Genomic DNA, 25,371 nt, shown 5'->3' on the forward strand with positions numbered 1-25,371 from the left:
CCTTCCTGGTGCGGTGGAGTGGTGGGTGCGGGACGCGGACACGCCCCGCACCAGGTTACTGGCTCCCCGGAACCCCTCCGACAAGCGAATGATCCGGCCCTTCGGGGGAAGGGCCGCGGCCGTCACTGCCGGATCGCCCAGCCCCTCTCCCGCAGCCCCGCGGTGAGCACCGGCGCCGCCTTGGGCTCCACCATGAGCTGGACCAGGCCGGCCTGCTGCCCGGTGGCGTGCTCGATGCGGACGTCCTCGATGTTGACCCCGGCGTGGCCGGCGTCGGCGAAGATCCGGGCCAGCTGGCCGGGCTGGTCGTCGATGAGCACCGCCACGACCTCGTAGAGGCGCGGCGCGGAGCCGTGCTTGCCGGGGACGCGGACCTGGCCGGCGTTGCCGCGGCGCAGCACGTCCTCGATGCCCGTGCCGCCCTCGCGGCGCTTGTCCTCGTCGGAGGACTGCAGCGCGCGCAGGGCGCGCACGGTCTCCTCCAGGTCGGCCGCGACGTCCGTGAGCAGGTCGGCGACCGGCCCGGGGTTCGCGGACAGGATGTCGATCCACATCCGGGGGTCGGAGGCGGCGATCCGGGTCACGTCCCGGATGCCCTGGCCGCACAGCCGTACGGCGGTCTCCTCGGCGTGCTCCAGGCGGGCGGCGACCATGCTGGACACCAGGTGGGGCATGTGGGAGACGAGGGCCACGGCCCGGTCGTGGGCGTCGGCGTCCATCACCACGGGCACGGCCCTGCAGTGCGAGACCAGTTCCAGGGCGAGGTTCAGCACCTCGGTGTCGGTCTCCCCGGTCGGGGTCAGCACCCAGGGACGCCCCTCGAAGAGGTCACCGGTGGCGGCCAGCGGGCCGGACTTCTCCCGGCCGGACATGGGGTGGGTGCCGATGTAGGAGGCCAGGTCGAGCCCGAGCGCCTGGAGTTCACGGCGCGGTCCGCCCTTGACGCTGGCCACGTCGAGGTAGCCGCGGGCCGCCCCGCGCCGCATCATGTCGGCGAGCACGCCGGCCACGTGGGCGGGCGGGGCGGCGACGATCGCCAGGTCCACCGGCCCGTCGGGCGCCTCGTCCGTGCCGGCGCCGAGCGCGGCGGCCGTACGCGCCTGCTCCGGGTCGTGGTCGGCGAGGTGGACGGTGACACCCCGCTGGGTCAGGGCGAGGGCGGCGGACGTGCCGATGAGTCCGGTGCCGATGACGAGTGCGGTTCTCACTGGGCGATGTCCTTGCGCAGGGCGGCCGCGGCACCGAGGTAGACGTGCGCGATGTCGGCGCGGGGCCGGTCGGACTGGATGTGCGCGAGGACCCGGACGACGCGGGGCATGGCGCCCTCGACGTCGAGTTCCTGGGCGCAGATCAGGGGGACGTCGACGATGCCGAGCCCCCGGGCGGCGGCGGCCGGGAAGTCGCAGTGCAGGTCGGGCGTGGCCGTGAACCAGATACTGATCAGGTCGTCGGTGTGCAGGCCGTTCCGCTCCAGTACGGCGGTGAGCAGCGCACCGACCCGCTCCTCCATGTGACCGGCCTCGTCCCGCTCCAGCTGGACGGCCCCCCGGACCGCGCGTACCGCCACGACGTTGCTCCTTGCTGAGAGTTCGTCTGTTCCGTTCGGTCGTCCAGCGTAGTCAGGCCGGGCGGGGCCGGTGTCGGGCGCTCAACCGCTGAGACGGGACGACCTGCGCGTTCGACGGCATTTCGCATGGATTCCTTCTGCTTCGGTCTTTCGGTCTTTCGGTCTTTCGGTGCCACGATGCCGGAACGGTGTCACCACCGTGTTCCCCACGCCCTCTCCCGGAGTGACGACACGCCCTCTCGCGCGACGCGCCGCACGGTCCTCCTCGCGACCGGTGCGGCGGCACTGGCCGCGGGCTGCGCCCGGACGGCGACGCAGGCGGCTCCTCGCCGGGATCCGCCGCACCGCGGGCCACCGCGGGGCAGGAGCTGGCCTCGACCGCCGGCATCCCGGTGGGCGGGGGCGTGGTCCTCAAGGACGAGGAGGTGGTGGTGACCCAGCCCGAGGAGGGTGACCTCAAGGCCTTCTCGGCGATCCGCACCCACCAGAACTGCGTCGTGGCGGACGCCGCGGACGGCAGCGTCGACTGCGCCTGCCACGGCAGCCGGTTCCGGATCGCCGGCGGCTCGGCGGAGCGGGGCCCGGCGACCAGGGCGCTGCCCGAGGAGCGGATCACGGTGCGGGGAAATTCGATCCGCCGGGCGTGAGCCGCCGCGTACGCTCCCGAGCATGCGTCCCGAGACCCTGGTCAACGACCACACGATCTACGCCTGCGTGATGGGCTCGCGTGCCTTCGGACTGGCCACGGAGGGCAGCGACACCGACCGCCGGGGCGTCTTCCTCGCGCCCGCTCCCCTGTTCTGGCGCTTCGACAAGCCGCCGACGCATGTCGAGGGGCCGGCCGAGGAGCAGTTCAGCTGGGAGCTGGAACGCTTCTGCGAGCTGGCCCTGCGGGCCAACCCCACCATCCTGGAGTGTCTGCACTCCCCGCTCGTGGAGTACGCCGACGCCACCGGCCGCGAGCTGCTGTCCCTGCGCGGGGCGTTCCTCTCCCGCGAGGTCCACCGGACGTTCACGTGCTACGCGCGCGGCCAGTTCCGCAGGCTGGGGGCGGACGTGCGTGTGCACGGCGCCCCGCGCTGGAAGCACGCGATGCATCTGCTCCGTCTGCTGACCGGCGTCCGCGACCTGCTCCGCACGGGCGCCCTCACGATCGACGTGGGCAAGGAGCGCGAGCCGCTCCTCGCGGTGAAGCGGGGCGAGGTGCCCTGGCCCGAGGTCGAGGCGCGGATGAGCCGCCTGGAGCGGGAGGCGGAGGAGGCGGTCCTCCGCACCCCGCTCCCGGCCGGACCGGACCGGCGGCGCGTCGAGGACTTCCTCGTCCGCGCCCGCCGCGCCTCGGTCCTGCGGACCGGTTAGGGCCGCCCCCCGCGCGGCCCCGGCCGGTCACGCGTCCCAGAGCTCTCCCAGCGCCAGCAGTTCCCGCCGGTACTCGATGCGGTCCGCCCAGGCCGGCGGCCAGGCGTCGGCGCCCAGATACGCGCCCGCGAAGGCGCCCGTCAGGCAGGCGATCGAGTCGGAGTCGCCCGCGGTGCAGGCGGCGCGGCGCAGGGCGGTGAGCGGTTCGTCGACGAAGAGGAGGAAGCAGAGCAGTCCGGTCGCCAGGGCCTCCTCCGCGATCCAGCCCTGGCCGGTGGCCAGACACGGGTCGGTCTCCGGCGAGACGGTGCGTACGGCGTCCTGGAGGCGGCCGAGGACCTCCAGGCACTCGTCCCAGCCCCGGGCGATGAACCGCTCGGGCGTCGGGTCCTGGGCGCGGGTCCACAGGTCGCCGAGCCAGACCTCGTGGTAGCGGGTGCGGTTGTCGTAGGCGTAGGAGCGCAGCAGGCCGACCAGGCCGGTCGGGTCGGCGCCCTCGGCGAGCAGCCGTACGGCGTGCGCGGTGAGGTCGGAGGCGGCCAGCGCGGTGGGGTGCCCGTGGGTGAGGGCGGACTGCAACTGGGCGGCGCCCGCGCGCTGTTCGTCGCTCAGACCGGGGGCGAGGCCGATCGGGGCGACGCGCATGTTGGCGCCGCAGCCCTTGGAGCCGGTCTGGGAGGCGTCCTGCCAGGGCCGGTCCTCGCGGGCGAGCAGGTGGCAGGCCTTGAGGCAGGTGTTGCCGGGTGCGCGGTTGTTCTCGGGCGAGCGGAACCACTCCACGAACTCCTCGCGCACCGGCCGTTCCAGCCGCTCCGGGGTGAGCGTCCCCCGGCCCGTCGCCGTGCGCAGCCCCCTGCCCAGGGCCAGCGTCATCTGGGTGTCGTCGCTGACGATCGCCGGCTGCGGCAGAGCCGCTTCCCGCCACGGCCCGGACTTCGCGAGGATGGAGGGGACGTCGTCGAACTCGGTCGGGAAACCGAGCGCGTCCCCGAGGGCGAGCCCGGTGAGCGCTCCCGTGGCGGCGCGCTTCGTGACGGTGGTCGTGGTCATGCGGGGCGTCCTTCCGGGGTGGGCCGGAGCAGCGGCGGGTGGAGGGCGGCGGCGGTGCCCGCGCGGTACAGGGCGGCGGGTTTGCCGCGGCCGCCGGTGAGGCGCGCGGCGCCGGGGACGGCTTCGACGAAGCCCGGGGTGGCGAGCACCTTGCGCCGGAAGTTGGGCCGGTCGAGGGCGGTGCCCCACACGGTCTCGTAGACCTGCTGCAGCTCGCCCAGGGTGAACTCGGGCGGGCAGAAGGCGGTGGCGAGGCAGCTGTACTCGAGCTTGGCGCCGACGCGGTCCCGCGCGTCGGCGAGGATCCGGTCGTGGTCGAAGGCGAGCGGCCCGGCCGTGTCGTACGGCGTCCAGCGGGCCCGGGCCGCGTCGCTGCCGCCGTGCGCCTCGGGGGCGTCGGGCAGCAGCGCGGCGAAGGCGACCGACACGACCCGCATGCGGGGGTCGCGACCGGGTTCGCTGTAGGTGCGCAGCTGCTCCAGGTGCAGTCCGGAGACGTCCGTGAGCCCGGTCTCCTCGCCGAGTTCGCGCCGCGCGGCCCTCTCCGCGGACTCCTCGGGCCGGAGGAATCCGCCCGGCAGCGCCCACCGCCCGGCGTACGGTTCCCGGCCCCGCTCGACGAGCAGCACGTGCAGCACGCTCTCGCGGATGGTGAACACGGCGAGGTCGACGGTGACGGCGAAGGGCTCGAAGGCGTACTTGTCGTAGCCGTCCATGACCGGCACCCCCTTTAATAGTCAGAAGGACTATAAAAGGAGGTGCGGTGCGGGCACAACCCCCGCTCTCAGGTCTTCGGCTTGTCCACGCAGGAATGGGCGTCGATGAGGTCGTCCTCGGGTTTGTGCCGGCTGATCCAGTCCGGCTGCTCCTCCACCAGCAGCGGCAGCGCCTCGCGGAAGTTGCCCTGCCACTCGCGGCCGCCCACGTGGCCCTTCAGCCATTCCGCGAGCCGGCGGCAGTCCTCCCGGTGCCCCTTGGCCACTCCGATGCCGTAGTGCTGCGGGGCGCCGACCGTCAGGCCGGGGACGACCTCCAGGCCGTCCCGGCCGGCGGTGTGCTGGGCGAAGCCGTAGAGCAGGACCTGGTCGGTGGACACGGCGTCCACCAGGCCCTGCCGCAGCTTCTGCACGCACTGCTCGGCATCCGTACCGCCCACCGAGACGGAATCCCTCAGTTCGCCGAGCGCCACCCGGGACGTCGTGCCGTCCCAGGTGCAGATGCGCTTGCCGGCCAGGTCGGCGTGGTCGCGGATGCCGGAACCGGAGCGCACCAGGAAGCCCTGGACGGTGGTGAGGTAGGGGCCGACGAAGTCGACCTCCTTCATCCGGTCCGGGGTGATGGAGAACGAGGCGACGACCAGGTCCGCGTCGCCCGACTGCAGTCTGGCGATGCGGGCGGCGGAGGAGACGTCCGCGTTCCGGGTGACCTGCACGCCCTCCTCGCCCTCGAGCCACTTCTCCAGGTCGAGGTAGAGCGCGTTGTCGAAACCGGAGTAGGTGTAGTTCTCGAACAGCGACATGCCGGGCAGGTCCTTGTGCGTCACCACGTCGATCTCCTCCGAGCCGAGGAACTCCCCGTCGCGCTCCCTCGACGAGCACGCCGTGGCCGTCAGCAGCAGTACCGCCGCCACGGCCGCCGCCGCTCGGTGCCGGTACCGCCGGCCGCCCCGGCGCACCGGCGCCGCGGTCCACTCGCACGACATCCGTCTCACGTTCCGTCCCCCTCAGTCGTGCAGTGCCGCTTCGGCGACGGTCGCGCCCATGCGGCACCCCGTGTCGGTGTGCAGGACGACCTCCACGCGGACGTCGCCCCGGATGCCGCCGAGCGGCAGGGAGAACGCCTGCTCGCTGCGCATCCCCTCCGCCCGGCGGGCCCCGCTGCTCCCCAGCCGGGCGTCGTACGTGGTGGCCGGTACGCAGGACTGCGCGCCCGGGACCGCGTCGACGAGGACCAGCGCCAGGCGCAGCCGGTCGCGGGCCGGGTCGTTGCGCACGGTGACGGTCAGCCGGTCGCCGTCCGTCAGCGGCCCCTCGGCCGTGATCAGGGCCCGGCCCGTCACGTCCACCTCGCCGTGGTCGGCGTAGTACCGCATCCCGACGATTCCGAGGACCGCGAGGAGTACGCAGCCCAGGGAGACCGTCGGGGGGAGGTAGGCCATGCGCGTCCCTGCCCGGTCGGCCAGCGCTCCGACGACTCCGGCCACGCGGCAGAAGGACAGCAGCAGGGCGGCCGCCATGACGGCGTACAGCCATCCGAGCCGGCCCGCGTCACCGTCCGGGGAGGTGAGCAGCGCGACGGCGTCCAGGAACAGGACCAGCAGGAACTGCGGCCAGTTCCAGCCGCTCCAGCGCCGCACCTCCCCCGCCACTTCGCGCCAGTCGCCGCCCACCAGGCTGAGGTTGAGCAGGTGCACGTACCCGAAGCCGGCCGCCCCTTCGCCGTGGACGCCGACGGTGACGTCCCGCGTGTGGGCTCTGCCCGCGCTCACCGGCCCCGCGCCCCCTGCGGTTCCTCCCCCGGATCGCTCCGCGGGCGGCCGCCGAGGTGGAGGCCGCCCAGGTTGTGCACGTAGCCGAAGCCGGCCGAGCCCTCACCGCTGACGTCGACGTTGATCGAGCCGGCGACGTGCGGGCCGGGCGCCCGGTGCTCCAGGACCTCACGCTCGATGACCTCGCGCAGGTCGCCCGACCGCTCGTCCAGCCACTTCCCCACGGCCGCGTCCAGGATCCGCCGGTCCTGCGGCGACAGCTCCCGGATCCGTTCGACCGCCTCGGTCGTCCCGGAGTCCCGCGGATCCTCCGGCCGGCGTTCCAGGAGCCGGCCCACCAGGGCCCGGCCGCGCTGCACCACCCCGTCCGCGGCCCGGCTCTGCGCGGACTGGACGACCGCACCGGCGAAGCCCGCGGCGGCGGTGGTGATCACGGGCACGATCGTGTTGGCGACGGTCAGCAATTCCGACACGGGACCCCCCAAGTCCTCGGAATCAAAGCTGCGTTCACCGAGGGACTCCGGCCGTGACGGCTCGTCACCTCGTACACCGATCGTACTCGCCGGGCACGTTCGGTGTGACCGCGGTTACCGGACGGTGACCGGGGGCCCACCGGGTCCGGCGGGCGGCATGATCCGCCGGACGGGCTCCGGAACCACCGGGACGGGCCCCGGTCTAGAGGTCGACCTCCTGCATCAGCATGCCGACCTCGGTGTTCGACAGCCGGCGCAGCCAGCCCGACTTCTGGTCGCCCAGGGTGATCGGCCCGAAGGCGGTGCGCACCAGCTTGTCGACCGGGAACCCGGCCTCGGCGAGCATGCGGCGCACGATGTGCTTGCGGCCCTCGTGCAGGGTCACCTCGACGAGGTAGTTCTTGCCGGTCTGCTCGACGACCCGGAAGTGGTCCGCGCGCGCGTAGCCGTCCTCGAGCTGGATGCCGTCCTTCAGCCGCTTGCCGAGGTCGCGCGGGATGGGACCGACGATGTGCGCGAGGTAGGTCTTCTTCACCCCGTACTTGGGGTGGGTGAGGCGGTGCGCCAGCTCGCCGTGGTTGGTGAGCAGGATGACGCCCTCGGTCTCGGTGTCGAGCCGGCCGACGTGGAAGAGCCGGGTCTCGCGGTTGGTGACGTAGTCGCCGAGGCACTGCCGGCCCTCGGGGTCCTCCATCGTCGAGACGACACCGGCGGGCTTGTTCAGCGCGAAGAACTGGTAGGACTGCGTGGCGACGGTCAGGCCGTCCACCTTGACCTCGTCCTTCTCCGGGTCGACCCGCTTGCCCTGCTCGAGGACGATCTCGCCGTTGACCTCGACCCGGGCCTGCTCGATCAGCTCCTCGCAGGCGCGCCGGGAGCCGTAGCCGGCGCGCGCGAGCACCTTCTGCAGCCGCTCGCCCTCCTGCTCGGCGCCCGGGAAGGTCTTCGGGAGTTTGACGTCCTTCCTGTCCGCGTACCGGTCGCGGTTGCGCTCCTCGATCCGCGTCTCGTACTCGCGCGAGCGCCCCGGGGCGGTGCGGCCGCGGCCGCCCTTCTGCGGGGACTGGCCGGACGGCCTGGCTCCGGTGCGCCCGGACTTCGGGCCGTCCTTGGTGGCCCCGGGGCCCACGTCGTAGCGGCGCTCCTCGGGGCGGGGCTTGCCGGGGCGGCCCTGCCCCTGCTTCTGGTCCCTGTTGTTGCCGGCACCGCGGTGGTTGCCGCGTCCGCCGCTCTTGCCGCTGCCGCTGCCGCTGCTTCGCATCAGAATTCCGTCGTCGTCGTGTTCGTCGGGGGACCGTCGTCCGGGTCCGGTGTGTCCGGATCGAACGACGGCACGCCTTCCTGGGTCTCGGCCTCGATCGCCTCCGCCTCCGGGAGGAAGGGCGCGAGCTCCGGGAGCTCGTCCAGACCGCGCAGGCCCATCCGCTCCAGGAAGTAGTTCGTCGTCGTGTACAGGATCGCACCTGTTTCGGGTTCCGTGCCCGCCTCCTCGATCAGACCGCGCTGCAGGAGGGTGCGCATCACACCGTCGCAGTTGACTCCGCGTACGGCGGAGACGCGGCTGCGGCTGACCGGCCGGCGATAGGCGACCACGGCGAGGGTCTCCAGGGCGGCCTGGGTGAGCCGGGCCTGCTGGCCGTCCAGGACGAAGCGTTCGACGGCGGCCGCGTACTCGGGGCGGGTGTAGAAGCGCCAGCCGTTCGCGACGAGCCGCAGCTCGAAGCCGCGGCCCTGGAGGGTGTATTCGTCGGCCAGCTCGCGCAGCGCGTCCGCGACCCGGCGTGCGGGGCGCTCCAGTATCTTCGCCAGGTGCTCCTCGGTCGCGGGCTCGTCCACGACCATGAGGACCGCCTCCAGGGCGGGCTTGAGGTCGAGGTCCGCGACGGTGCGCGGCCCGGCGGGGACGCCGGTGGTCTCGTCGCTCATGTCCTCTTCTCCTCCTCGGGCTGCTCGGGGGGCCGGTCGAACTCGTCGGTGACGGTGGGTGCGGCGGCCCCGTCCCCGCCGGTCCAGCGCACCGTCAGCTCGCCGAGCGCGGTCTCCTGGTCGAGGGCGACCGCCTTCTCGCGGTACAGCTCCAGCAGGGCGAGGAAGCGGGCGACGACGGTCAGGGTGTCACCGGTGTCCGCCACGAGCGTGCGGAAACTCGCCTCGCCCAGCTCCTTCAGCCGCGCGACGACGATCCCGGCCTGCTCCCGCACGCTGACCAGCGGCGCGTGGATGTGGTCGACGTACACCTGTGGCCTGGGCCTGGGCTGCATCGCCTTGACGGCGAGCCTGGCGAAGCCCTCGGGTCCGATGCCGATGACGACCTCGGGCAGCAGCTCGGCGTGCTGCGGCTCGAGCCCGACGGTACGGGGGTACCGCCGGCCCTCGTCGTCCAGCCGGCGGCTGAGGATCTCCGCGATCCGCTTGTACGCGCGGTACTGCAGCAGCCGCGCGAACAGCAGGTCCCGGGCTTCCAGCAGGGCCAGGTCGGCCTCGTCCTCCACCTCGGCGGCGGGCAGCAGGCGTGCCGCCTTGAGGTCGAGCAGCGTGGCCGCCACGACCAGGAACTCGGTCGTCTCGTCCAGGTCCCAGTCCGGCCCCCTGGCCCGGATGTACGCCATGAACTCGTCGGTCACCCTGGACAGGGCGACCTCGGTGACGTCCAGCTTGTGCTTCGAGATCAGCTGGAGCAGCAGATCGAACGGGCCCTCGAAGTTGGTCAGCCGCACCTTGAACCGACCGTCGCCCTCCCCCTCCGCCACGGCCGTGCCCCGCGCCGGTCCGGCGGGCGGGGAGACGCCTCCGCCGGGGCCGGCAGGGGCCGCCGCGTCCGGCGAGGCGCCCTCCGCGACGCCCTCGGCAGCGCCCTGCGCCGGAGGACCGGGCGCCGGGTCCGCGGTCCGCCCGGCCGGCGGGGCCGTGCCCGGCCCCCTCCCCAGCGCGCGCCGGCGGCCGGGTGGAGTGCCGTGGCCGGGGTCGGGGGCGTCGTTCGAGGTCATGACCTCCGCAGGCTACCGCTAGCGTCCCCGGAGACGTCGTACGAGGATGCTGGCGTCCCCGCGGCTCTCCAGGTCGGCGAGGACCACCGCGACCGCCTCACGGACGATCCGGCCGCGGTCGACGGCGAGGCCGTGCTCGCCGCGCAGGACCAGACGCGCGTGCTCGAGGTCCATCAGTTCCTCGGCGGACACGTACACGGTGATCTTCTCGTCGTGCCGTTCACGGCCGCTGGGCCGCCGCGCCGCCGCCCGCCCCCGCTTGCGGGAGTCGGCGGCCGCCGCGGCCGAGGCCGCACCTTCCTGTGCCGTCTGGCGCCGCCCGGGGCCCGCCGCGCCGCGGCTGCGGGACTCCCCGGCCTCGGCCGGCCCCGCGTCCGTCGCGACATGCTCCGCGCCCTCGCCGTCGCCGCCCTGCGCGGGCACCGACTGCGGCGCGTCCTCCTGGGCCGCCACCGCGTCGGCCTCCCCCGCGGGAGCGGGAACGCGGGCGTCGCCGCCGGCGCGTCTGGGCGTGGACGCCTGGAGCGCCATCCCCCCTGTCGTACGGAAGAGTTCGTCGGCCCCGGGCAGACTCACTCGGCGTGACACCGGGCGAGCACCTCCCTGGCGAGCTGGCGGTAGGCGGCGGCCCCGACGGAGTTGGAGGCGTAGGTGGTGATCGGCTCACCGGCGACCGTGGTCTCCGGGAAGCGGACGGTACGCCCGATGACCGTGTGGTACACGTGGTCGTCGAACGCCTCGACCACGCGCGCGAGCACCTCGCGGCTGTGCACCGTGCGCGAGTCGTACATCGTGGCGAGGATCCCGTCGAGCTCCAGGTCGGGGTTGAGCCGCTCCTGGACCTTCTCGATGGTCTCGGTCAGCAGCGCCACACCGCGCAGCGCGAAGAACTCGCACTCCAGCGGCACGATCACCTTGTGCGCGGCGGTCAGTGCGTTGACCGTGAGCAGGCCGAGCGAGGGCTGGCAGTCGATCACGATGTAGTCGTAGTCGTCCAGCAGCGGCTTCAGCGCCCGCTGCAGCGTCGACTCGCGCGCGACCTCGCTCACCAGCTGGACCTCGGCCGCCGACAGGTCGATGTTGCTGGGCAGCAGGTCCATGTTGGGGACCGCGGTCTTCAGCAGCACCTCGTCGGCCGCCATGCCCCGCTCCATGAGCAGGTTGTAGACGGTGAGGTCGAGTTCCATCGGGTTGACGCCGAGTCCGACCGACAGCGCGCCCTGCGGGTCGAAGTCGACGAGCAGCACCCGGCGGCCGTACTCGGCCAGCGCGGCACCCAGGTTGATGGTCGACGTGGTCTTGCCGACGCCGCCCTTCTGGTTGCACATCGCGATGATCTTCGCGGGGCCGTGGTCGGTCAGCGGGCCCGGGATCGGGAAGTACGGCAGCGGGCGCCCGGTGGGACCGACGCGCTCACGGCGCTGGCGCGCCGCGTCGGGCGCGAGCGTGGCCGCGTACTCGGGATCGGGCTCGTACTCGGCGTCGGGGTCGTAGAAGTGCCCCTCGGGCAGTTCGTCGTAGTCGGCGAGATGGTTGTGGGGCGCGCCACTTCCGTCGCCGGCCATGGCGTTCACGTGATGGCCATCCATGCTTCGGTGTGCTGGGTGAGTCACCCCTGGACTCTGGTGACCCTGATGGGCTGCGAAGGTGCGCACCGCGACGGAGCCGACAGCAGCGAATCCCTCGGACCCCTGGCCCGGTGCAGGCATTCCTGGTTGACCACCCCCGGGAGTAAATGTCGACTCATTCACAAGTCGTCTTACCTCCTTGGTGACCAGGAAATTTCTAGACAGGTCAGCGTGGCACCATGCCGACGATTGGCGACTCTATGGCGTGTCGGCCGTCCGCAGCAACACAATCCGCCGGACCCGACCCGATGTGTCGGCAATGAAACATCCCTCTGTCAAGGGCGTACGGCCGTCGCACGGCAGGTTTCACGGGTGTGCGAATCGGTAGAAGGGTTACGTTCGAGGCAAGTTGCCCCGGAATCAGGAAGTGACCATACACACACCCGGCCGGACCTTGTCGACAAGGTCCGGCCGGGTGTGCCGCGTTGACGCGGGATGTTGACGTATCACCTTCGCCGAACGGTGACTTGGTCGACTTACCGTCCCGGGCGGCTCAGCCGAGCAGGGAGGCGAGCTCCACGTGCTCCAGGCCGTGGGCCTCGGCGACCTCCCGGTAGACGACCTTGCCGTCATGCGTGTTGAGGCCCTTGGCGAGCGCGGGGTCACGGCGCAGCGCGTCCGCCCAGCCGCGGTCGGCGAGCTCGACGATGTACGGCAGCGTGGCGTTGGTCAGCGCGTAGGTGGAGGTGTTGGGCACCGCGCCGGGCATGTTGGCGACGCAGTAGAAGACCGACTCGTGCACCCTGAAGGCCGGCTCGGCGTGCGTGGTCGGGCGGGAGTCCTCGAAGCAGCCGCCCTGGTCGATCGCGATGTCGACAAGGACACTTCCGGGCTTCATGCGCGAGACCAGCTCGTTGGTGACCAGCTTCGGGGCCTTGGCGCCGGGGATCAGCACCGCGCCGATCACCAGGTCGGCCTCCAGGCAGGCCTTCTCCAGCTCGAAGGCGTTGGAGACGACGGTCTGGATCTTCGTACCGAAGATCTTGTCCGCCTCGCGGAGCTTGTTGATGTCCTTGTCGAGCAGGGTCACGTGGAAGCCCATGCCGATGGCGATCTGCGCGGCGTTCCAGCCGGAGACGCCGCCGCCGATGACGACGGCCCGGCCGGCCGGCACACCGGGGACCCCGCCGGGCAGCACGCCGCGGCCGCCGTTGGCGCGCATCAGGTGGTAGGCGCCGACCTGCGGGGCCAGCCGGCCCGCGACCTCGGACATCGGCGCGAGCAGCGGCAGGGCGCGGCCGGGCAGCTCGACCGTCTCGTAGGCGATGGCGGTGGTGCCGGACTCCAGGAGGGCGTCCGTGCACTCCCTGGATGCGGCCAGGTGCAGGTAGGTGAAGAGGGTCTGGTCCTTGCGCAGCCGGTGGTACTCCTCCGCGATGGGCTCCTTGACCTTCAGCAGCAGGTCGGCGGCGGCCCACACCTCGTCGGCGGTGTCCAGGACCTGCCCGCCCGCGGCGATGTACTCGCCGTCCGGGATCGAGGAGCCGACGCCGGCGCCGCGCTCGATGACGACCTGGTGGCCGTGGCGCACCAGCTCGTGCACGCCGGCGGGGGTGATGGCCACCCGGAACTCGTTGTTCTTGACCTCGCGGGGGATGCCGACCTTCACGTCGATCACGGTCCTTGGCTCAGGGGGCAGGGGATATCACTACACATACCCGGGCACACACGCGCACACCGGGGGAGACCGCAGGAGAAGGTGCGGCAGAGCCAGTCTAATGAAGGTGTTCCCGCTGTCTAGCCTTTCATTGCATCAATCTTCAGCAGGTGTGCTGCGGATTTCGCAGGCGTTATCGGCTTGTTCCGGTTCGGAGTCGTCCTCCGGGGCCTCCTCGGCCAGCATCCGCTCCGCCACGCCCCGGTGCAGCGCGGCCGACGCGGGGTCGCCGAAGTGCTCGAAGGAGTCCGCGAGCCGCAGGTGCAGCGCCGCCTCCAGCCGGGTGTCCTCGGCCCGGCGCGCCCACTCCACGGCCTCCCTGCAGGTGCGCAGCGACTCCTCGAGCCGGCCCGCGTACTCCTGCACCCGGGCCAGTTCGCTCAGCGCCCGCGCCTGTGCGGCCACGTCCCCGTTCTTGCGGTGCCCGGCGACGGCCGCGCGCCAGTTGCGCAGCGCCTGGCCGTAGCGGCCCGCGTAGGTGTGGGCGGCGCCGATCCGGCCGTAGAGCCGGGCGGCGTCCGCGCGGTCGCCCCGGGCGAGCCGCTCGGCCAGGGCCCGGCCGAACCAGTCGGCGGCCCGGTCGTAGTCGCCGAGCTCGAGATGGGCACCGCCGACGGATTCCATCGCGCGGCCGGTCGCGTACGGGTCGTTCGCCTCGCGTCCGGCGTCCAGCGCGGCCCGGTAGCGCAGCAGGGCCCCGGCGGTGCGGCCGGTGCGGGCGTCGAGGTCGCCGAGGTTCAGCAGGGCCGCCGCCCGCTCGCGCGGCAGTCGGCGGCGCTCGGCGACGTCGAGGACCAGGCCGTGCAGGTCGTAGAGGTCGCTCGCGGCGGCCTGGGTGCCGAAGTGGGCGACCATGGCCCGCACCAGCTGGGACATCAGGCGCCGGGCCAGGGTGTCCAGCTCCCCGTCGGCGACCGCGAGCCGGGCGGCGGCCAGCAGCGCGGGCCGGCGCAGGCGCAGCCAGTCGGCGGCCGCCCGGGGGCCGGTGAAGCGCAGGGCGCGCGGCGTGCCGAGGAGCTTCTCGCGTGCCTGGGGGCTGTCGGTCTCGGTGATCGCCCTGCACGACTGGAGCAGCCGTACGGTCCGCTCCAGCATGCGGGCGCGGGCCAGCTGGAGCTCGGCGGGCCGCTCCTGGGCCCTCGCGAGGTCGGCCAGCAGGGGGTGCAGGCAGCAGGGCACCGCGTACTGCGGCTGCGGCTGCGGGGAGCTCACCGTGTGCAGCAGTCCGTGGGCGACGAAGTCGTCCAGGGTGGCGCGGGCGGCCTCCACCGAGCAGCCGGCGAGGGCGGCGGCGGTGTGCGGGTCGACCAGGCCGGCCGGGGCGAGGCTGAGCAGACGCAGCATCCGGGCGGCGGAGGCGGGCAGCGAGGCGTGCACGAGCCGGAGCACGTGGCTGACGACGGTGCCCTGGACGGGGTCCGTCTGCAGCTGCTTGGCGAGGTCGGCGACGGCGGATTGGGGCCGGGCGGCGAGCCAGCCGCCGGCCAGGACCAGGGCGGCCGGCTGGCCCTGGCACTGCTCGGCGAGCCGCTCGGCGGCCCGGGGGTCGACCGTGATGCGGACCGACCCGGTGAACCGGGACAGCAGCTCCACCGCGGACTTGGTGTCGAGGCCGCCGAGGGTGCAGGGGCGGACGTCGGCGATGCCGGTCAGCGGCCCGGAGGAGACGGCGACGGCCAGGCAGTCCGGGTTGTCCGGCAACAGCGCGTCGACCTGTTCCGCGTCGGCCGCGTCGTCCAGCAGGAGCACCGCCCGGCGGTCGGCCAGGGCGGTGCGCAGCGCCTCGGTGAGATCGCCCTCGGGGGCGCCGGCCGGTGCGGGCTCCTCCAGCGTGCCGAGGAGCTCACGCGCGGCGCGCTCGACGGGTACGGGCGTGCCGTCGGGTTCGCTCAGGCGGGCGCGCAGCACCCCGTCGGGGTAACGGTGGGCGACCTGGCGGACGAGTTCCCCGGCCAGCGCGCTCCGGCCGGAGCCGGGCCGGCCCGCGATGAGCAGCACGCGCGCGCGGGGCGCCTTGCGGCCGGAGAGGGTGTCCAGTCCCGCGCGCTCGATGTCGGCCCGCAGTTCCTTCAACTCCCTTGTGCGGCCCAGGAATCGACCCTCGGCTGCGGCGTCCTGAGCAAGCCGCACACCGGCTGGGCCCACCGCCTGATCCGTCACGGGCCACACTCCCGTCCCACCGCACGCGCAAGCCCGCCGGAGCTCCGGATCGGGCGTTTTCCAGAGCCTAGTTCACGCTCTGCGACGTTCCGTGCGGAGCGCGGCGGGCACATCCCCCAAACAGATCAACCGATCGTCACACCACTGCGGGCACCGGGGCGGACCGGGGCGGGATTCAGGCCTGGAACGGGCGCGCCGGCCACGGCGCCTGAGCCGGACGCAGCGCTTCCAGGCCGTCGCCGTCCCGCGCGGCGACGAGCGAGAGGACACCCACCACGAGGCAGTTGTTGTGCAGGTCACCGCCGAGCACCCCGCGGACCAGCTCGGGGACCGGGACGCGGGCCAGCTCCATGTCGGCCTCCTCGTCCTCGACGGCGAAGCGGTCGCCCTCGGCCTCGGACAGCCCGCGCGCGAGGAAGATCCGCACGGCTTCGTCGCAGCCGCCGGCGGTGGTGTACACGTCGGTCAGCACCCGCCAGTCCTCCGCCTTGACGTGCGCCTCCTCGTACAGCTCGCGCTGGGCTGCGTGCAGCGGGTTCTCCCCGGGGACGTCCAGCAGGCCGGCCGGGATCTCCCACAGCTTGTGGCGCACGGGGTGGCGGTACTGGCGCAGCACCAGGACCCGGTCGGCGTCGTCGAGGGCGAGGACGGCGACCGATCCGGGGTGGACCTGGTAATCGCGGCGGACCACGGTTCCGCCGGGCATGACCACGTCATCGGTGCGGACGGAGGTCTTGTTGCCCACGAACGGGGTCTCGGTCCCCCGGATCTCCCACTCCTCCGGGATGTCCTTGATCGTCATGCCTGTCCTTCCCCACGTACAGCGGTCGTGCGAGCGCCCTGTGCGGACATCTGCGTACAAAAATGGCCGGGGTGCGCACCCTTCGAGGGTGTGCACCCCGGCAACGGTACAACCGGGTGTGTTACTGCGAGATCTTCCGCTCGACCGCGGCCTTCACCAGACCCGCGAAGAGCGGGTGCGGGCGGGTCGGACGCGAGCGCAGCTCCGGGTGCGCCTGGGTCGCGACCAGGTACGGGTGGACCTCGCGCGGGTACTCGACGTACTCCACGAGCTTGCCGTCCGGGGAGGTCCCGGAGAAGACGATGCCCGCCTTCTTCTCCAGCTCCGCGCGGTAGGCGTTGTTCACCTCGTAGCGGTGGCGGTGGCGCTCCTCGACGTACTCCTTGCCGTCGTACACCTCGCGCACGATCGAGCCCTCGGCCAGCTTCGCCGGGTACATGCCGAGCCGCATGGTGCCGCCCATGTCGCCCTCACCGGCGACGATGTCCAGCTGCTCGGCCATGGTGGAGATGACCGGGTGGGAGGTGGCCGGGTCGAACTCGGTGGAGTTGGCGTCGGAGATGTCCGCGAGGCTGCGCGCCGCCTCGATCACGATGCACTGCAGGCCCAGGCACAGGCCCAGCAGCGGGATCCGGTTCTCGCGGGCGTAGCGGATCGCGCCGACCTTGCCGAGCACCCCGCGGTCGCCGAAGCCGCCCGGGATGCAGATGGCGTCGACGTCACCGAGCTGCGCCCGGGCGTCCGCCGGGGTCTTGCAGTCGTCGGAGGTGACCCACTTGATCTTGACGCGGGCCCGGTTGGCGAAGCCGCCCGCGCGCAGCGCCTCGGTGACCGAGAGGTAGGCGTCGGGCAGGTCGATGTACTTGCCGACCAGGGCGAGGGTGATCTCGTGGTCGGGGTTGTGGACGCGGTCGAGCAGGTCGTCCCAGGTCGTCCAGTCCACGTCCCGGAACGGCAGGTCCAGCTTGCGGACGACATAGGCGTCCAGGCCCTCGCCGTGCACCGTCTTCGGGATGTCGTAGATCGAGCGGGCGTCGGGGCAGGCGACCACGGCGGCCTCGTCGACGTCGCACATCAGCGAGATCTTCCGCTTGATCGCGGTCGGCACCTCCCGGTCGCAGCGCAGCACGATCGCGTCCGGCTGGATACCGATGTTGCGCAGCGCCGCGACCGAGTGCTGGGTCGGCTTGGTCTTCAGCTCACCCGAGGGGCCGATGTAGGGCAGGAGCGAGATGTGCACCACAAACACGTTGTCGCGGCCGACCTCGTGCCGCACCTGGCGGACGGTCTCCAGGAACGGCAGCGACTCGATGTCGCCGACCGTGCCGCCGACCTCGGTGATCACCACGTCGACCTCGTCCGTCGCCATGCGGCGGATGCGGTGCTTGATCTCGTTGGTGATGTGCGGAATGACCTGCACGGTGTCGCCCAGGTACTCGCCGCGCCGCTCCTTGGCGATCACCGTGGAGTAGACCTGGCCCGTGGTGACGTTGGCGGAACCGTCCAGGTCGCGGTCGAGGAAGCGTTCGTAGTGGCCGATGTCCAGGTCGGTCTCGGCGCCGTCGTTGGTGACGAACACCTCACCGTGCTGGAAGGGGTTCATCGTGCCCGGGTCGACGTTGAGATACGGGTCCAGCTTCTGCATGACCACGCGCAGCCCCCGGGCCTTCAGCAGCATGCCGAGGCTGGAGGCGGTCAGCCCCTTGCCGAGCGAGGAGGCGACACCCCCGGTGACGAAGATGTGCTTGGTCGTCGAAGCGGTGCTGTTTCGAAAAGCAGCGGGCGGCATGGCCAAGAGGGGGCTCCCGTGGTCGCGGTCTGTGGGTGCGGTTCCGGGGTTTCTCGCCCACCGGTCCACGGGCTACCAGCGTATCAGCGCCGGACGGGGATGGCTCCCGGCCACGCTCCGCGCACGCGCGGACACTCCCGAGGCCCCGCACACCGGACCCTCACCCCTTGCTCACTCGTTCAGCGGCGTCGCGTTGTCCGGAGCGGCACACAGATCATCTACATGCGTCGTATCCTGCTCGGACACTCGCTGCCGAGCCCGGCCGGCCGAACGGCACCACCCCCGTCCGTCAGATCCGGAACAACGTGAGCTCGTCAGTTCGTTGAGCAGAGATTGGCGCTTTCGCATTCACGTGCTGGGCGACTGCTCTGCTTCACAGCTCAACGACGCATTCCATACATCCCTTGACCGCACTAGCGACAGCCCCCTTATGGGGTGACGTGGCCGTTCGACTGGAGTTGCACGTGGCCGGGCGCATCGAAGATTACGCACTCATCGGAGACATGCAGACCGCTGCCCTGGTCTGCCGGGACGGCACAGTCGACTGGCTGTGCCTGCCCCGCTTCGACTCGCACGCCATCTTCGCCGGCCTGTTGGGCACCGAGGAGCACGGCTTCTGGCGGCTGGGCCCCGCGCACGCCGCCGAGGCCGAGCCGCCCCGGGCGACCCGGCGCGGCTACCGGGGCGACTCACTGGTCCTGGAGTCCGAGTGGGACACCCCGCGCGGCACGGTCCGGGTGACGGACTTCATGCCCCCGCGCGACGGCGCCCCCCAGCTGATCCGCATCGTGGAGGGCGTCTCGGGCCGGGTGCCCATGCGCTCGGCGCTGCGGATGCGTTTCGCCTACGGCCGGGTGGTCCCCTGGGTGCACAAGCACGAGGGGCGCACGGTCGCCGTCGCGGGCCCGGACTCCGTGTGGTTCGACACACCGGTCGAGACCTACGGCAAGTCGCTGACCACGTACTCGGACTTCACCGTCGCGCCGGGGGAACGGATCGCGTTCACCCTCTCCTGGGAGCCCTCGCACAAGCAGCCGCCGCCGCTGCCGGAGCCGGAGCAGTCGCTGGAGGCGACGGAGGACTTCTGGCGGGACTGGGTGGAGCACTGTACGTACCACGGCCCCTACCGTGAGGCCGTGATCCGCTCCCTGATCACGCTGAAGGCCCTGACGTACGCCCCGACCGGCGGCATCGTCGCCGCGCCCACCACCTCCCTGCCGGAGGACATCGGCGGCGTCCGCAACTGGGACTACCGCTACACCTGGCTGCGGGACGCTGCGATCACCCTGTCCTCGCTGCTGCGCACCGGCTACCGCGAGGAGGCCCGCGCCTGGCGCGAGTGGCTGCTGCGCGCGGTCGCCGGCGACCCGGAGAACCTGCAGATCATGTACGGCATCGCCGGTGAGCGCGAGCTCGGCGAGGCGGAGCTGGACTGGCTGCCCGGATACGAGAACTCCGCCCCGGTCCGGGTCGGCAACGGCGCCGCCCACCAGCTCCAGCTGGACGTGTACGGCGAGGTCACCGAGGCGCTGCACCTGGCGCACATGACCGGCCTCGCCCGCAACGACTACGCCTCGCTGCTCCAGCTGAAGCTGATCCGCTACCTGGAGAAGCACTGGCAGGAGCCGGACGAGGGCATCTGGGAGGTGCGCGGCCCGCGCCGTCACTTCGTGCACTCCAAGGTGATGGCCTGGGTCGCCGTCGACCGCACCATCAAACTCATCGAGTCCGGCGACGCCGACGGCCCGCTGGAGGAGTGGAAGCGGCTGCGCGACGACATCCACCGGGACGTGTGCGAGAAGGGCTACGACAGGGAACGCAACACCTTCACCCAGTCGTACGGCTCCCGGGAGCTGGACGCCTCCCTGCTGCTGATCCCGCAGGTGGGATTCCTGCCGCCGGACGACAAGCGGGTGATCGGCACCATCGAGGCGATCCAGCGCGAGCTGTCCACCTCCGACGGCTTCATCCTGCGCTACCCGACGGAGGGGAAGCACGAGGGGGTCGACGGCCTGCCGGGCGACGAGGGCGCGTTCCTGGCCTGCTCGTTCTGGATGGCCGACGACCTGGCGATGATCGGCCGCGTGGACGAGGCCCGCAAGCTGTTCGAGAAGCTGCTGGCGCTGCGCAACGACCTCGGGCTGCTGGCGGAGGAGTGGGACCCGCGCCTGAAGCGCCAGGTGGGCAACTTCCCGCAGGCGTTCAGCCACGTGCCGCTCATCGACACGGCCCTGCGCCTGACGGCCTCCGGGGCGTACGGGGGCTGAGGCCCGCCGGCGCGGCGCGGGCGCCGCCGGACTCCGTGCCCCGCCAGGGGGGCCGGCCGTGGCCGGACCGGAGCGATCCCGCCGGTCCGGCCGCCGCGCAGTCCTCCCTCCGAGCCGTACCGCGCGGTGTCCGGGCCGGTCGACCAGCCGCCGCGGGGCGCGGCGGCTGGTCGACGGGGCTGCCGGCCTCCCGCGCCGCGGCGGCCACGGTGCTGTCCGCGGCCGCCCCGCCCGTCCTCCGCGGCACCCGCCCCGGCCACGGATGTACCGGGGACATCCCCGCAGGTAGCGTCCGGGTCATGGACAGCGGATACGACACCCGGGGCGCCGGGATCACCGTGCGGCGGGCGCTGGAGCTGCCCGGCCTGCGCAGTGGGCTGCCGGAGATCGTGGCGGGAGCCGACCGGACGGGACGCACGGTGCGCTGGGTGCACGCGGGCGAGGTGCCCAACATCGCCTCGCTGCTCAAGGGCGGCGAGCTGCTGCTGACCACCGGGTACGGGCTCGGCACCCGGCCGGCCGACCAGCGGGCGTTCGTGCGCACGCTGGCCGAGCGGGGCATCGCGGCGCTCGTGGTGGAGCTGGGCCCGCGCTTCGCCCGGCTGCCCGCCGCTCTGGTCGACTCCGCCCGCGCGGCGGGGCTGCCGCTGGTGCAGCTGCACCGCGAGGTGCCGTTCGTGACGGTCACCGAGGAGATCCACACCGAGATCGTCAACGGGCACTACGCGCTGCTGCAGCGGGCGGAGGAGGTGCACCGCCGGTGCACCGAGGCGCTGCTGCGCGGCGGCGGGGTCCCCCAGGTCCTGGAGATCCTCGCCGGTTTCACCGGCAACCCGGTCTTCCTGGAGACGACCGGCGGACAGCTGCTGTACGCCGCCGGGGAGGGCCCCGAGGGCGCGGACCCCCTCCAGGTGTGGGAGGGGCTGCGGGACCGGCAGCAGGACGATCCGCCGGCCGGTTCGGCCCTGGTGGACGTGCCCGGCGGCGGCCCCGGCAGCGGCGGCGTACGGGCGCGTCTGGTCCTGCTGCCGGTCCGCAGCACGCCGGAGCCGGTGCACCGCATGGCGGCCGAGCGGGCGGCGGGCATCCTCGCCGTGGTGCTGATGCAGGCCCGTCAGGAGGAGGAGCTGGCGGCGCGGGGCCGCGGGGACTTCCTCACCGACCTCGCCGAGGGCCGTGTCACCGCCGGGGACGCGCCCGCGCAGGCCCGCGTGCTGGGCTTCAAGCCGGGCGCGGGGCCGCTGCTGCCGGTGGTGATGCGCCTCGGCGACCTGCTGTCCCCGCAGGGCGGGAGCTGGGCGGTGCTGGCCCGCGCGGTGGGCGGGGAACTCGCCGCGCTCGGCGTGCCCGTCCTGCTGGGCGTGCGGCCGGTCGAGGGGCGGGTGCCGCTGCTGCTCGGGCTGCGCGCGGAGGCGGAGCGGCCGGCGGTCGCGGACCGGGTGGCGACGGCGCTGCGGGCGGGGGTGGAGCGCGCGGGGATGCTGCGTCCGGGGGGCCGCCCGCCCGTCGTGGTGGTCGGGCCCGCGGGTGGCTGGGCGGCGGCTTCGGCGGGTCTGCGGCACGCGGCGGAGACGGCGGCCGCGGCCCAGGGGCTGCCCGACCGTCCCTGGTACGACGCCCGGCGCCTGGACATCGACCTGCTGCTGTGGCGGCTGCGCGACCACCCGGACCTCGCGGCGTTCGTGGACCGCGCGATCGGTCCGGTCCTGGACCACGACGACCGCTCCAGGCCGCCGCTGCTGCCCACCCTGGAGACGTATCTGGCCCACGCCGGCCGCAAGGCGGAGACGGCCCGCGGACTGCACCTGAACCGGCAGACGCTCTACAACCGGCTCGCCCGCATCGGCGAGTTGCTGGGCGCCGACCTGGACGACCCCGAGACGGTCCTGGCGTTGAGCCTGGCCCTGCGGGCCCGGCGGCACGTGCCGTGACCCCGGCGACCGGTGTCAGACCAGCGGCCGGGGCTGCGTCAACTCGTCGTAGATGCTCAGCACTTGGGCGACCGTCTCGTCCTCGGTCGGCCAGCCGGCCGCCTGCCGCGCGCCCCGCTCCCTGAGCAGTTCCCGCCGTCCGGGGTCGGCCAGCAGCCGTACGACGGCGTCGGCGAGCGCTCGCGCGTTGCCGTACGGGACGAGTTCGGCGGCGTCGCCGACGAGTTCGGGGACGCCGCCCACGTCGGTCGCGACGAGCGGTACGCGCGCCCGCAGGGCCTCCTGGGCGAACGGGGAACACGCCTCCCACCGGCCGGGCAGCAGCGCGATGTCGGCGGCGGCGAGCAGATCGGTGACGTCGTCGCGCCGGCCGAGGAGCCGGACCGCCAGTTCCTCCCCCTCGATCCTGCGCTGGAGTTCGCCGCGCAGCGGCCCCTCTCCCGCGAGCACCATCAGCGGCACGGGGTCGAGTCGCTGCCACGCGTGCGCGGCGTCCAGCAGGACGTCGTGGCCCCGGTGCCGTTCGAGGGAGCCGACGGCGACGAGCAACGGGCGGCCGATGGCGCCCAGTTCGGCCCGGACCTTGGGCCGCAGCCGGTCGGGGTCGTCCCGAGCGGGAGAGGTGCGGGGCCCGGGGAGGGAGACCGCGGCCAGCCGCGCGTCCCGTGCTCCCGTGCGGCGGGCCCGGTCGACGAGGGCGGAGGTCGTCCCGAGCACCACGGTGGCCGCCCTGACGACCCGTCGCTCCAGCAGGCGCAGGAAGTGGGCGCGCGGGCCGTCGGCGTGGACCCGGTCGTGCCAGGTCACGACGAGCGGGGTGCGCCGTCCGCTGAGCGCGAGCGCGGTGCGGAAGGAGGCGTGCAGCCCATGGGCGTGCACCAGGTCGGCGCCGGTGCAGGCGGCCCGCAGCGCGGCCACCGATCCGGGGTCGCTGCTGCGCGGCACGTGCACGTGCCCGGCACCCACGCCGGTGAAGTCGTGGGCCTCGTCCGCCTCGACGGGGGCGCACACCGTGACCCGCACACCCCGGGCGACGAGCCCCGCGGTCAGCGAGCGCACATGGGCGCTGCCGGCGTCGTTGCCACCGCCCAGCACCTGCACGGTGCGCAGCGGCGACTGGCCGTGCGGTGAGTGGCCGTGCGGTGAGTGGCTGCTCACGGGGGTCACGTGGCCGGGCTCCTGGTTCGGGTCGGACGGTCACGAAGAACGTACAGAAGGTTCGCGCGGAGAGGGTGTACCGCGCGGTTCCTCCGCGTCCTCCGTCAAGCATGCCAGCCCGCACGCCGGTCCCGGCGCCGCCGAAGCCCTCCGTACGGCGGCCTCCCGCCCACCCAATCACCCGTACGAGTGAGGAACCCTTGGTTCCGTTCCGGCCGCCGCACGTGGCGGCCGGGCGGGGGCGCGGAGGCTGCCGCTACGCGTCCGCCCGCGCGGTCGCCAGCAGCTCCTCCGCGTGGGCGCGGGCCGTCTCGGAGTCCTCCTGGCCGGCGAGCATCCGGGACAACTCGCGGATGCGGTCCTCCCCTTCGAGCACCTTCACCCCGGACCGGGTGACCGACCCGTCGTCGGTCTTCTCCACCAGGAGCTGGCGGTCGGCGAACGCGGCCACCTGCGGCAGATGCGTGACGACCACGACCTGCGCCGTCTTCGCCAGCCGCGCGAGCCGCCGCCCGATCTCCACCGCCGCCTTGCCGCCGACGCCGGCGTCGACCTCGTCGAAGAGGTACGTCGGCACGGGGTCCGTACCCGCGAACACGACCTCCACGGCCAGCATCACGCGCGACAGCTCACCGCCGGACGCGCCCTTGGCGATCGGCCGGGGCGGCGCCCCCGGGTGCGGGGCCAGCAGCAGCTCCACCTCGTCCACGCCCGACGGCCCGTAGGCGACCGTGCGCCCGCCGACCTCGACGCCCTCCGGGTCCTCGGTCTGCCGGATGTCGAAGGACACCCGCGCGTGCGGCATGGCGAGCGAGGCCAGCTCGGCGGTCACGGCCGCCGCGAACCGCCCCGCCGCCTCCGTGCGCGCGTCGGTCAGCTCCTGGGCCAGGACGCCCAGCTCGGCGCGGAGCGCGTCGCGTTCGGCGGTGAGTTCCCCGGTGCGCTCGTCGTCGCCGTCCAGTTCGGTCAGCCGCGCGGCGCTCCGCTCGGCCCAGGCCAGTACGGCGGCGGCGTCCTCGCCGTACTTCCGGGTCAGCCCGGTGAGCGCGGCCCGCCGCTCCTCGACCGCCGCCAGCCGCAGCGGATCGGCCTCCAGGTCGTCGGCGTAGCCCGCCAACTCCCCGGCGACGTCGCGCAGCAGGATGCCGACCTCCCCGATCCGGTCGGTGAGCGCGGCCAGCGCCGGATCGTGCGCCCGTACGGCCTCCAGGGCCCGCTGGGCGCCCGCGACGAGCGTCCCGGCGTCCACGCCCTCGGGGTCCTCCGGGTTGCCCGCGAGCGCGGCGTGCGCGACGGCCGCGGCGGACGCCAGCGCCTCGGCGTGACCGAGCCGCTGGGCCTCCTCCGCCAGTTCCGCGTCCTCGCCCGCGCGGGGCTCGACGGCGGCGATCTCCTCGAGCCCGAAGCGCAGCAGGTCGGCCTCCTGGGCCCGTTCCCGCGCACGCGTGGTGATCTGTTCCAGCTCGGCGGAGACGGCCCGCAGCCGCTTGTACGACTCGGCGTACCTGCCGAGCGGCCCGGCGACCGCGTGCCCGGCGTACCGGTCGAGCGCCGCCCGCTGCCGGGACAGCTTCAGCAGCCCCTGCTGGTCGGTCTGCCCGTGCACGGCCACGAGATCGTCGGCGAGCTCGGCGAGCAGCCCCACCGGCACGCTCCGCCCGCCCAGGTGCGCCCGCGAACGCCCCTCGGCGGAGACGGTGCGGCTGACCAGCAGCGTCCCGTCGTCGAGCTCGGCCCCGGCCTCCTCGGCCCGTACGACGGCCGCGGCGCCCTCGGGCACGGCGATCCGTCCCTCGACGACCGCGTTGCGCGCGCCGATCCGCACCAGGGCCGCATCCGCCCGTCCGCCCAGCAGCAGGCCCAGGCTGGTGACCACCATGGTCTTGCCCGCGCCCGTCTCACCGGTGACGGCGGTGAACCCGGGCGACAGCTCGACAACGGCGTCGTCGATGACTCCGAGTGACCGTATCCGCATCTCCTCAAGCACGCACCCGACCATACGAGGTTTCGTGCTTGCCGTGCGACGCGACCCCACCCGATCAAAGGTTGCCGCAC

At 73.3% G+C, this 25,371-nt stretch carries 21 protein-coding genes and 1 pseudogene; 4 read left to right on the forward strand and 18 right to left on the reverse strand.

What is annotated here, in order from left to right; translation table 11 throughout:
- Nucleotides 1–122: 122 nt before the first annotated feature.
- Both ACF07S_RS19535 and aroH read right to left on the reverse strand, forming a co-directional pair.
- Nucleotides 123–1,208 (reverse strand): prephenate dehydrogenase, encoded by a 1,086-nt coding sequence (locus ACF07S_RS19535; RefSeq protein WP_391964654.1) that lies wholly within the window; start codon nt 1,206–1,208, stop codon nt 123–125.
- Nucleotides 1,205–1,567 (reverse strand): chorismate mutase, encoded by a 363-nt coding sequence (gene aroH, locus ACF07S_RS19540; protein ID WP_391964655.1) that lies wholly within the window; start codon nt 1,565–1,567, stop codon nt 1,205–1,207. The genes ACF07S_RS19535 and aroH overlap by 4 nt, the downstream gene beginning before the upstream one ends.
- Nucleotides 1,568–1,744: 177 nt before the next feature.
- Here aroH and ACF07S_RS19545 point away from each other — a divergent pair.
- Together ACF07S_RS19545 and ACF07S_RS19550 are read left to right on the forward strand one after the other, a co-directional pair.
- Nucleotides 1,745–2,214: pseudogene (locus tag ACF07S_RS19545) on the forward strand (Rieske (2Fe-2S) protein).
- A gap of 22 nt (nt 2,215–2,236) precedes the next feature.
- Nucleotides 2,237–2,926 carry a DNA polymerase beta superfamily protein gene (locus ACF07S_RS19550; protein WP_391974654.1) on the forward strand — a complete coding sequence of 230 codons (690 nt, stop codon included), beginning with the start codon at nt 2,237–2,239 and terminating at the stop codon, nt 2,924–2,926.
- A gap of 27 nt (nt 2,927–2,953) precedes the next feature.
- Here ACF07S_RS19550 and ACF07S_RS19555 read toward each other — a convergent pair whose 3' ends face one another.
- From ACF07S_RS19555 to ACF07S_RS19620, 14 genes are all read right to left on the reverse strand, one after another.
- Nucleotides 2,954–3,976 carry an ADP-ribosylglycohydrolase family protein gene (locus ACF07S_RS19555; protein ID WP_391974655.1) on the reverse strand — a complete coding sequence of 341 codons (1,023 nt, stop codon included), beginning with the start codon at nt 3,974–3,976 and terminating at the stop codon, nt 2,954–2,956.
- On the reverse strand, nt 3,973–4,692 hold the full coding sequence (locus tag ACF07S_RS19560; protein ID WP_391974656.1) for an NUDIX domain-containing protein: 720 nt from the start codon (nt 4,690–4,692) through the stop codon (nt 3,973–3,975). Before ACF07S_RS19560 ends, ACF07S_RS19555 begins: the two co-directional genes overlap by 4 nt.
- A 68-nt stretch (nt 4,693–4,760) precedes the next feature.
- Nucleotides 4,761–5,678 (reverse strand): transporter substrate-binding domain-containing protein, encoded by a 918-nt coding sequence (locus ACF07S_RS19565; RefSeq protein ID WP_391964692.1) that lies wholly within the window; start codon nt 5,676–5,678, stop codon nt 4,761–4,763.
- 21 nt (nt 5,679–5,699) lie between these two features.
- Nucleotides 5,700–6,464, reverse strand: a complete 765-nt coding sequence (locus tag ACF07S_RS19570; protein WP_391964659.1) for a hypothetical protein — start codon at nt 6,462–6,464, stop codon at nt 5,700–5,702.
- The gene (locus tag ACF07S_RS19575; protein WP_391974657.1) at nt 6,461–6,937 is read right to left on the reverse strand and encodes a hypothetical protein; all 477 of its coding nucleotides are present in this window, start codon (nt 6,935–6,937) and stop codon (nt 6,461–6,463) included. The genes ACF07S_RS19570 and ACF07S_RS19575 overlap by 4 nt, the downstream gene beginning before the upstream one ends.
- A 202-nt stretch (nt 6,938–7,139) precedes the next feature.
- Nucleotides 7,140–8,198, reverse strand: a complete 1,059-nt coding sequence (locus tag ACF07S_RS19580; RefSeq protein WP_391964661.1) for a pseudouridine synthase — start codon at nt 8,196–8,198, stop codon at nt 7,140–7,142.
- A complete protein-coding gene (scpB, locus tag ACF07S_RS19585) occupies nt 8,198–8,863 on the reverse strand; it encodes an SMC-Scp complex subunit ScpB (RefSeq protein ID WP_391964662.1) in 666 nt (221 codons plus the stop codon). Before scpB ends, ACF07S_RS19580 begins: the two co-directional genes overlap by 1 nt.
- Nucleotides 8,860–9,924 carry a segregation and condensation protein A gene (locus ACF07S_RS19590; RefSeq protein WP_391974658.1) on the reverse strand — a complete coding sequence of 355 codons (1,065 nt, stop codon included), beginning with the start codon at nt 9,922–9,924 and terminating at the stop codon, nt 8,860–8,862. Before ACF07S_RS19590 ends, scpB begins: the two co-directional genes overlap by 4 nt.
- Nucleotides 9,925–9,942: 18 nt before the next feature.
- On the reverse strand, nt 9,943–10,512 hold the full coding sequence (locus tag ACF07S_RS19595; RefSeq protein ID WP_391964664.1) for a hypothetical protein: 570 nt from the start codon (nt 10,510–10,512) through the stop codon (nt 9,943–9,945).
- Complete coding sequence (locus tag ACF07S_RS19600) at nt 10,497–11,498, reverse strand: ParA family protein (RefSeq protein ID WP_391964665.1); 1,002 nt, start codon at nt 11,496–11,498, stop codon at nt 10,497–10,499. The genes ACF07S_RS19595 and ACF07S_RS19600 overlap by 16 nt, the downstream gene beginning before the upstream one ends.
- A 547-nt stretch (nt 11,499–12,045) precedes the next feature.
- Nucleotides 12,046–13,170 (reverse strand): alanine dehydrogenase, encoded by a 1,125-nt coding sequence (gene ald, locus ACF07S_RS19605; RefSeq protein ID WP_391964666.1) that lies wholly within the window; start codon nt 13,168–13,170, stop codon nt 12,046–12,048.
- 135 nt (nt 13,171–13,305) lie between these two features.
- Nucleotides 13,306–15,369: a tetratricopeptide repeat protein gene (locus tag ACF07S_RS19610; RefSeq protein ID WP_391974659.1), complete on the reverse strand. Its 2,064-nt coding sequence runs from the start codon at nt 15,367–15,369 to the stop codon at nt 13,306–13,308.
- A gap of 175 nt (nt 15,370–15,544) precedes the next feature.
- The gene (locus ACF07S_RS19615; protein ID WP_391964668.1) at nt 15,545–16,171 is read right to left on the reverse strand and encodes an NUDIX domain-containing protein; all 627 of its coding nucleotides are present in this window, start codon (nt 16,169–16,171) and stop codon (nt 15,545–15,547) included.
- 121 nt (nt 16,172–16,292) lie between these two features.
- Nucleotides 16,293–17,960 carry a CTP synthase gene (locus ACF07S_RS19620; RefSeq protein ID WP_391964693.1) on the reverse strand — a complete coding sequence of 556 codons (1,668 nt, stop codon included), beginning with the start codon at nt 17,958–17,960 and terminating at the stop codon, nt 16,293–16,295.
- Nucleotides 17,961–18,424: 464 nt separating this feature from the next.
- Here ACF07S_RS19620 and ACF07S_RS19625 point away from each other — a divergent pair, with 464 nt between their 5' ends.
- Complete coding sequence (locus ACF07S_RS19625) at nt 18,425–20,227, forward strand: glycoside hydrolase family 15 protein (protein ID WP_391964694.1); 1,803 nt, start codon at nt 18,425–18,427, stop codon at nt 20,225–20,227.
- A 299-nt stretch (nt 20,228–20,526) separates the two neighbouring features.
- Nucleotides 20,527–22,158 (forward strand): PucR family transcriptional regulator, encoded by a 1,632-nt coding sequence (locus ACF07S_RS19630; RefSeq protein ID WP_391964669.1) that lies wholly within the window; start codon nt 20,527–20,529, stop codon nt 22,156–22,158.
- A gap of 15 nt (nt 22,159–22,173) precedes the next feature.
- Here ACF07S_RS19630 and ACF07S_RS19635 read toward each other — a convergent pair whose 3' ends face one another.
- Nucleotides 22,174–23,325: a glycosyltransferase family 4 protein gene (locus ACF07S_RS19635; protein ID WP_391974660.1), complete on the reverse strand. Its 1,152-nt coding sequence runs from the start codon at nt 23,323–23,325 to the stop codon at nt 22,174–22,176.
- Nucleotides 23,326–23,572: 247 nt separating this feature from the next.
- Nucleotides 23,573–25,315 carry a DNA repair protein RecN gene (recN, locus tag ACF07S_RS19640; RefSeq protein WP_391974661.1) on the reverse strand — a complete coding sequence of 581 codons (1,743 nt, stop codon included), beginning with the start codon at nt 25,313–25,315 and terminating at the stop codon, nt 23,573–23,575.
- Between the last annotated feature and the right edge of the window lie 56 nt (nt 25,316–25,371).

It is taken from the genome of Streptomyces sp. NPDC016640 (assembly GCF_043076215.1).
In the GTDB taxonomy this organism is placed as follows: Bacteria; Actinomycetota; Actinomycetes; order Streptomycetales; family Streptomycetaceae; genus Streptomyces.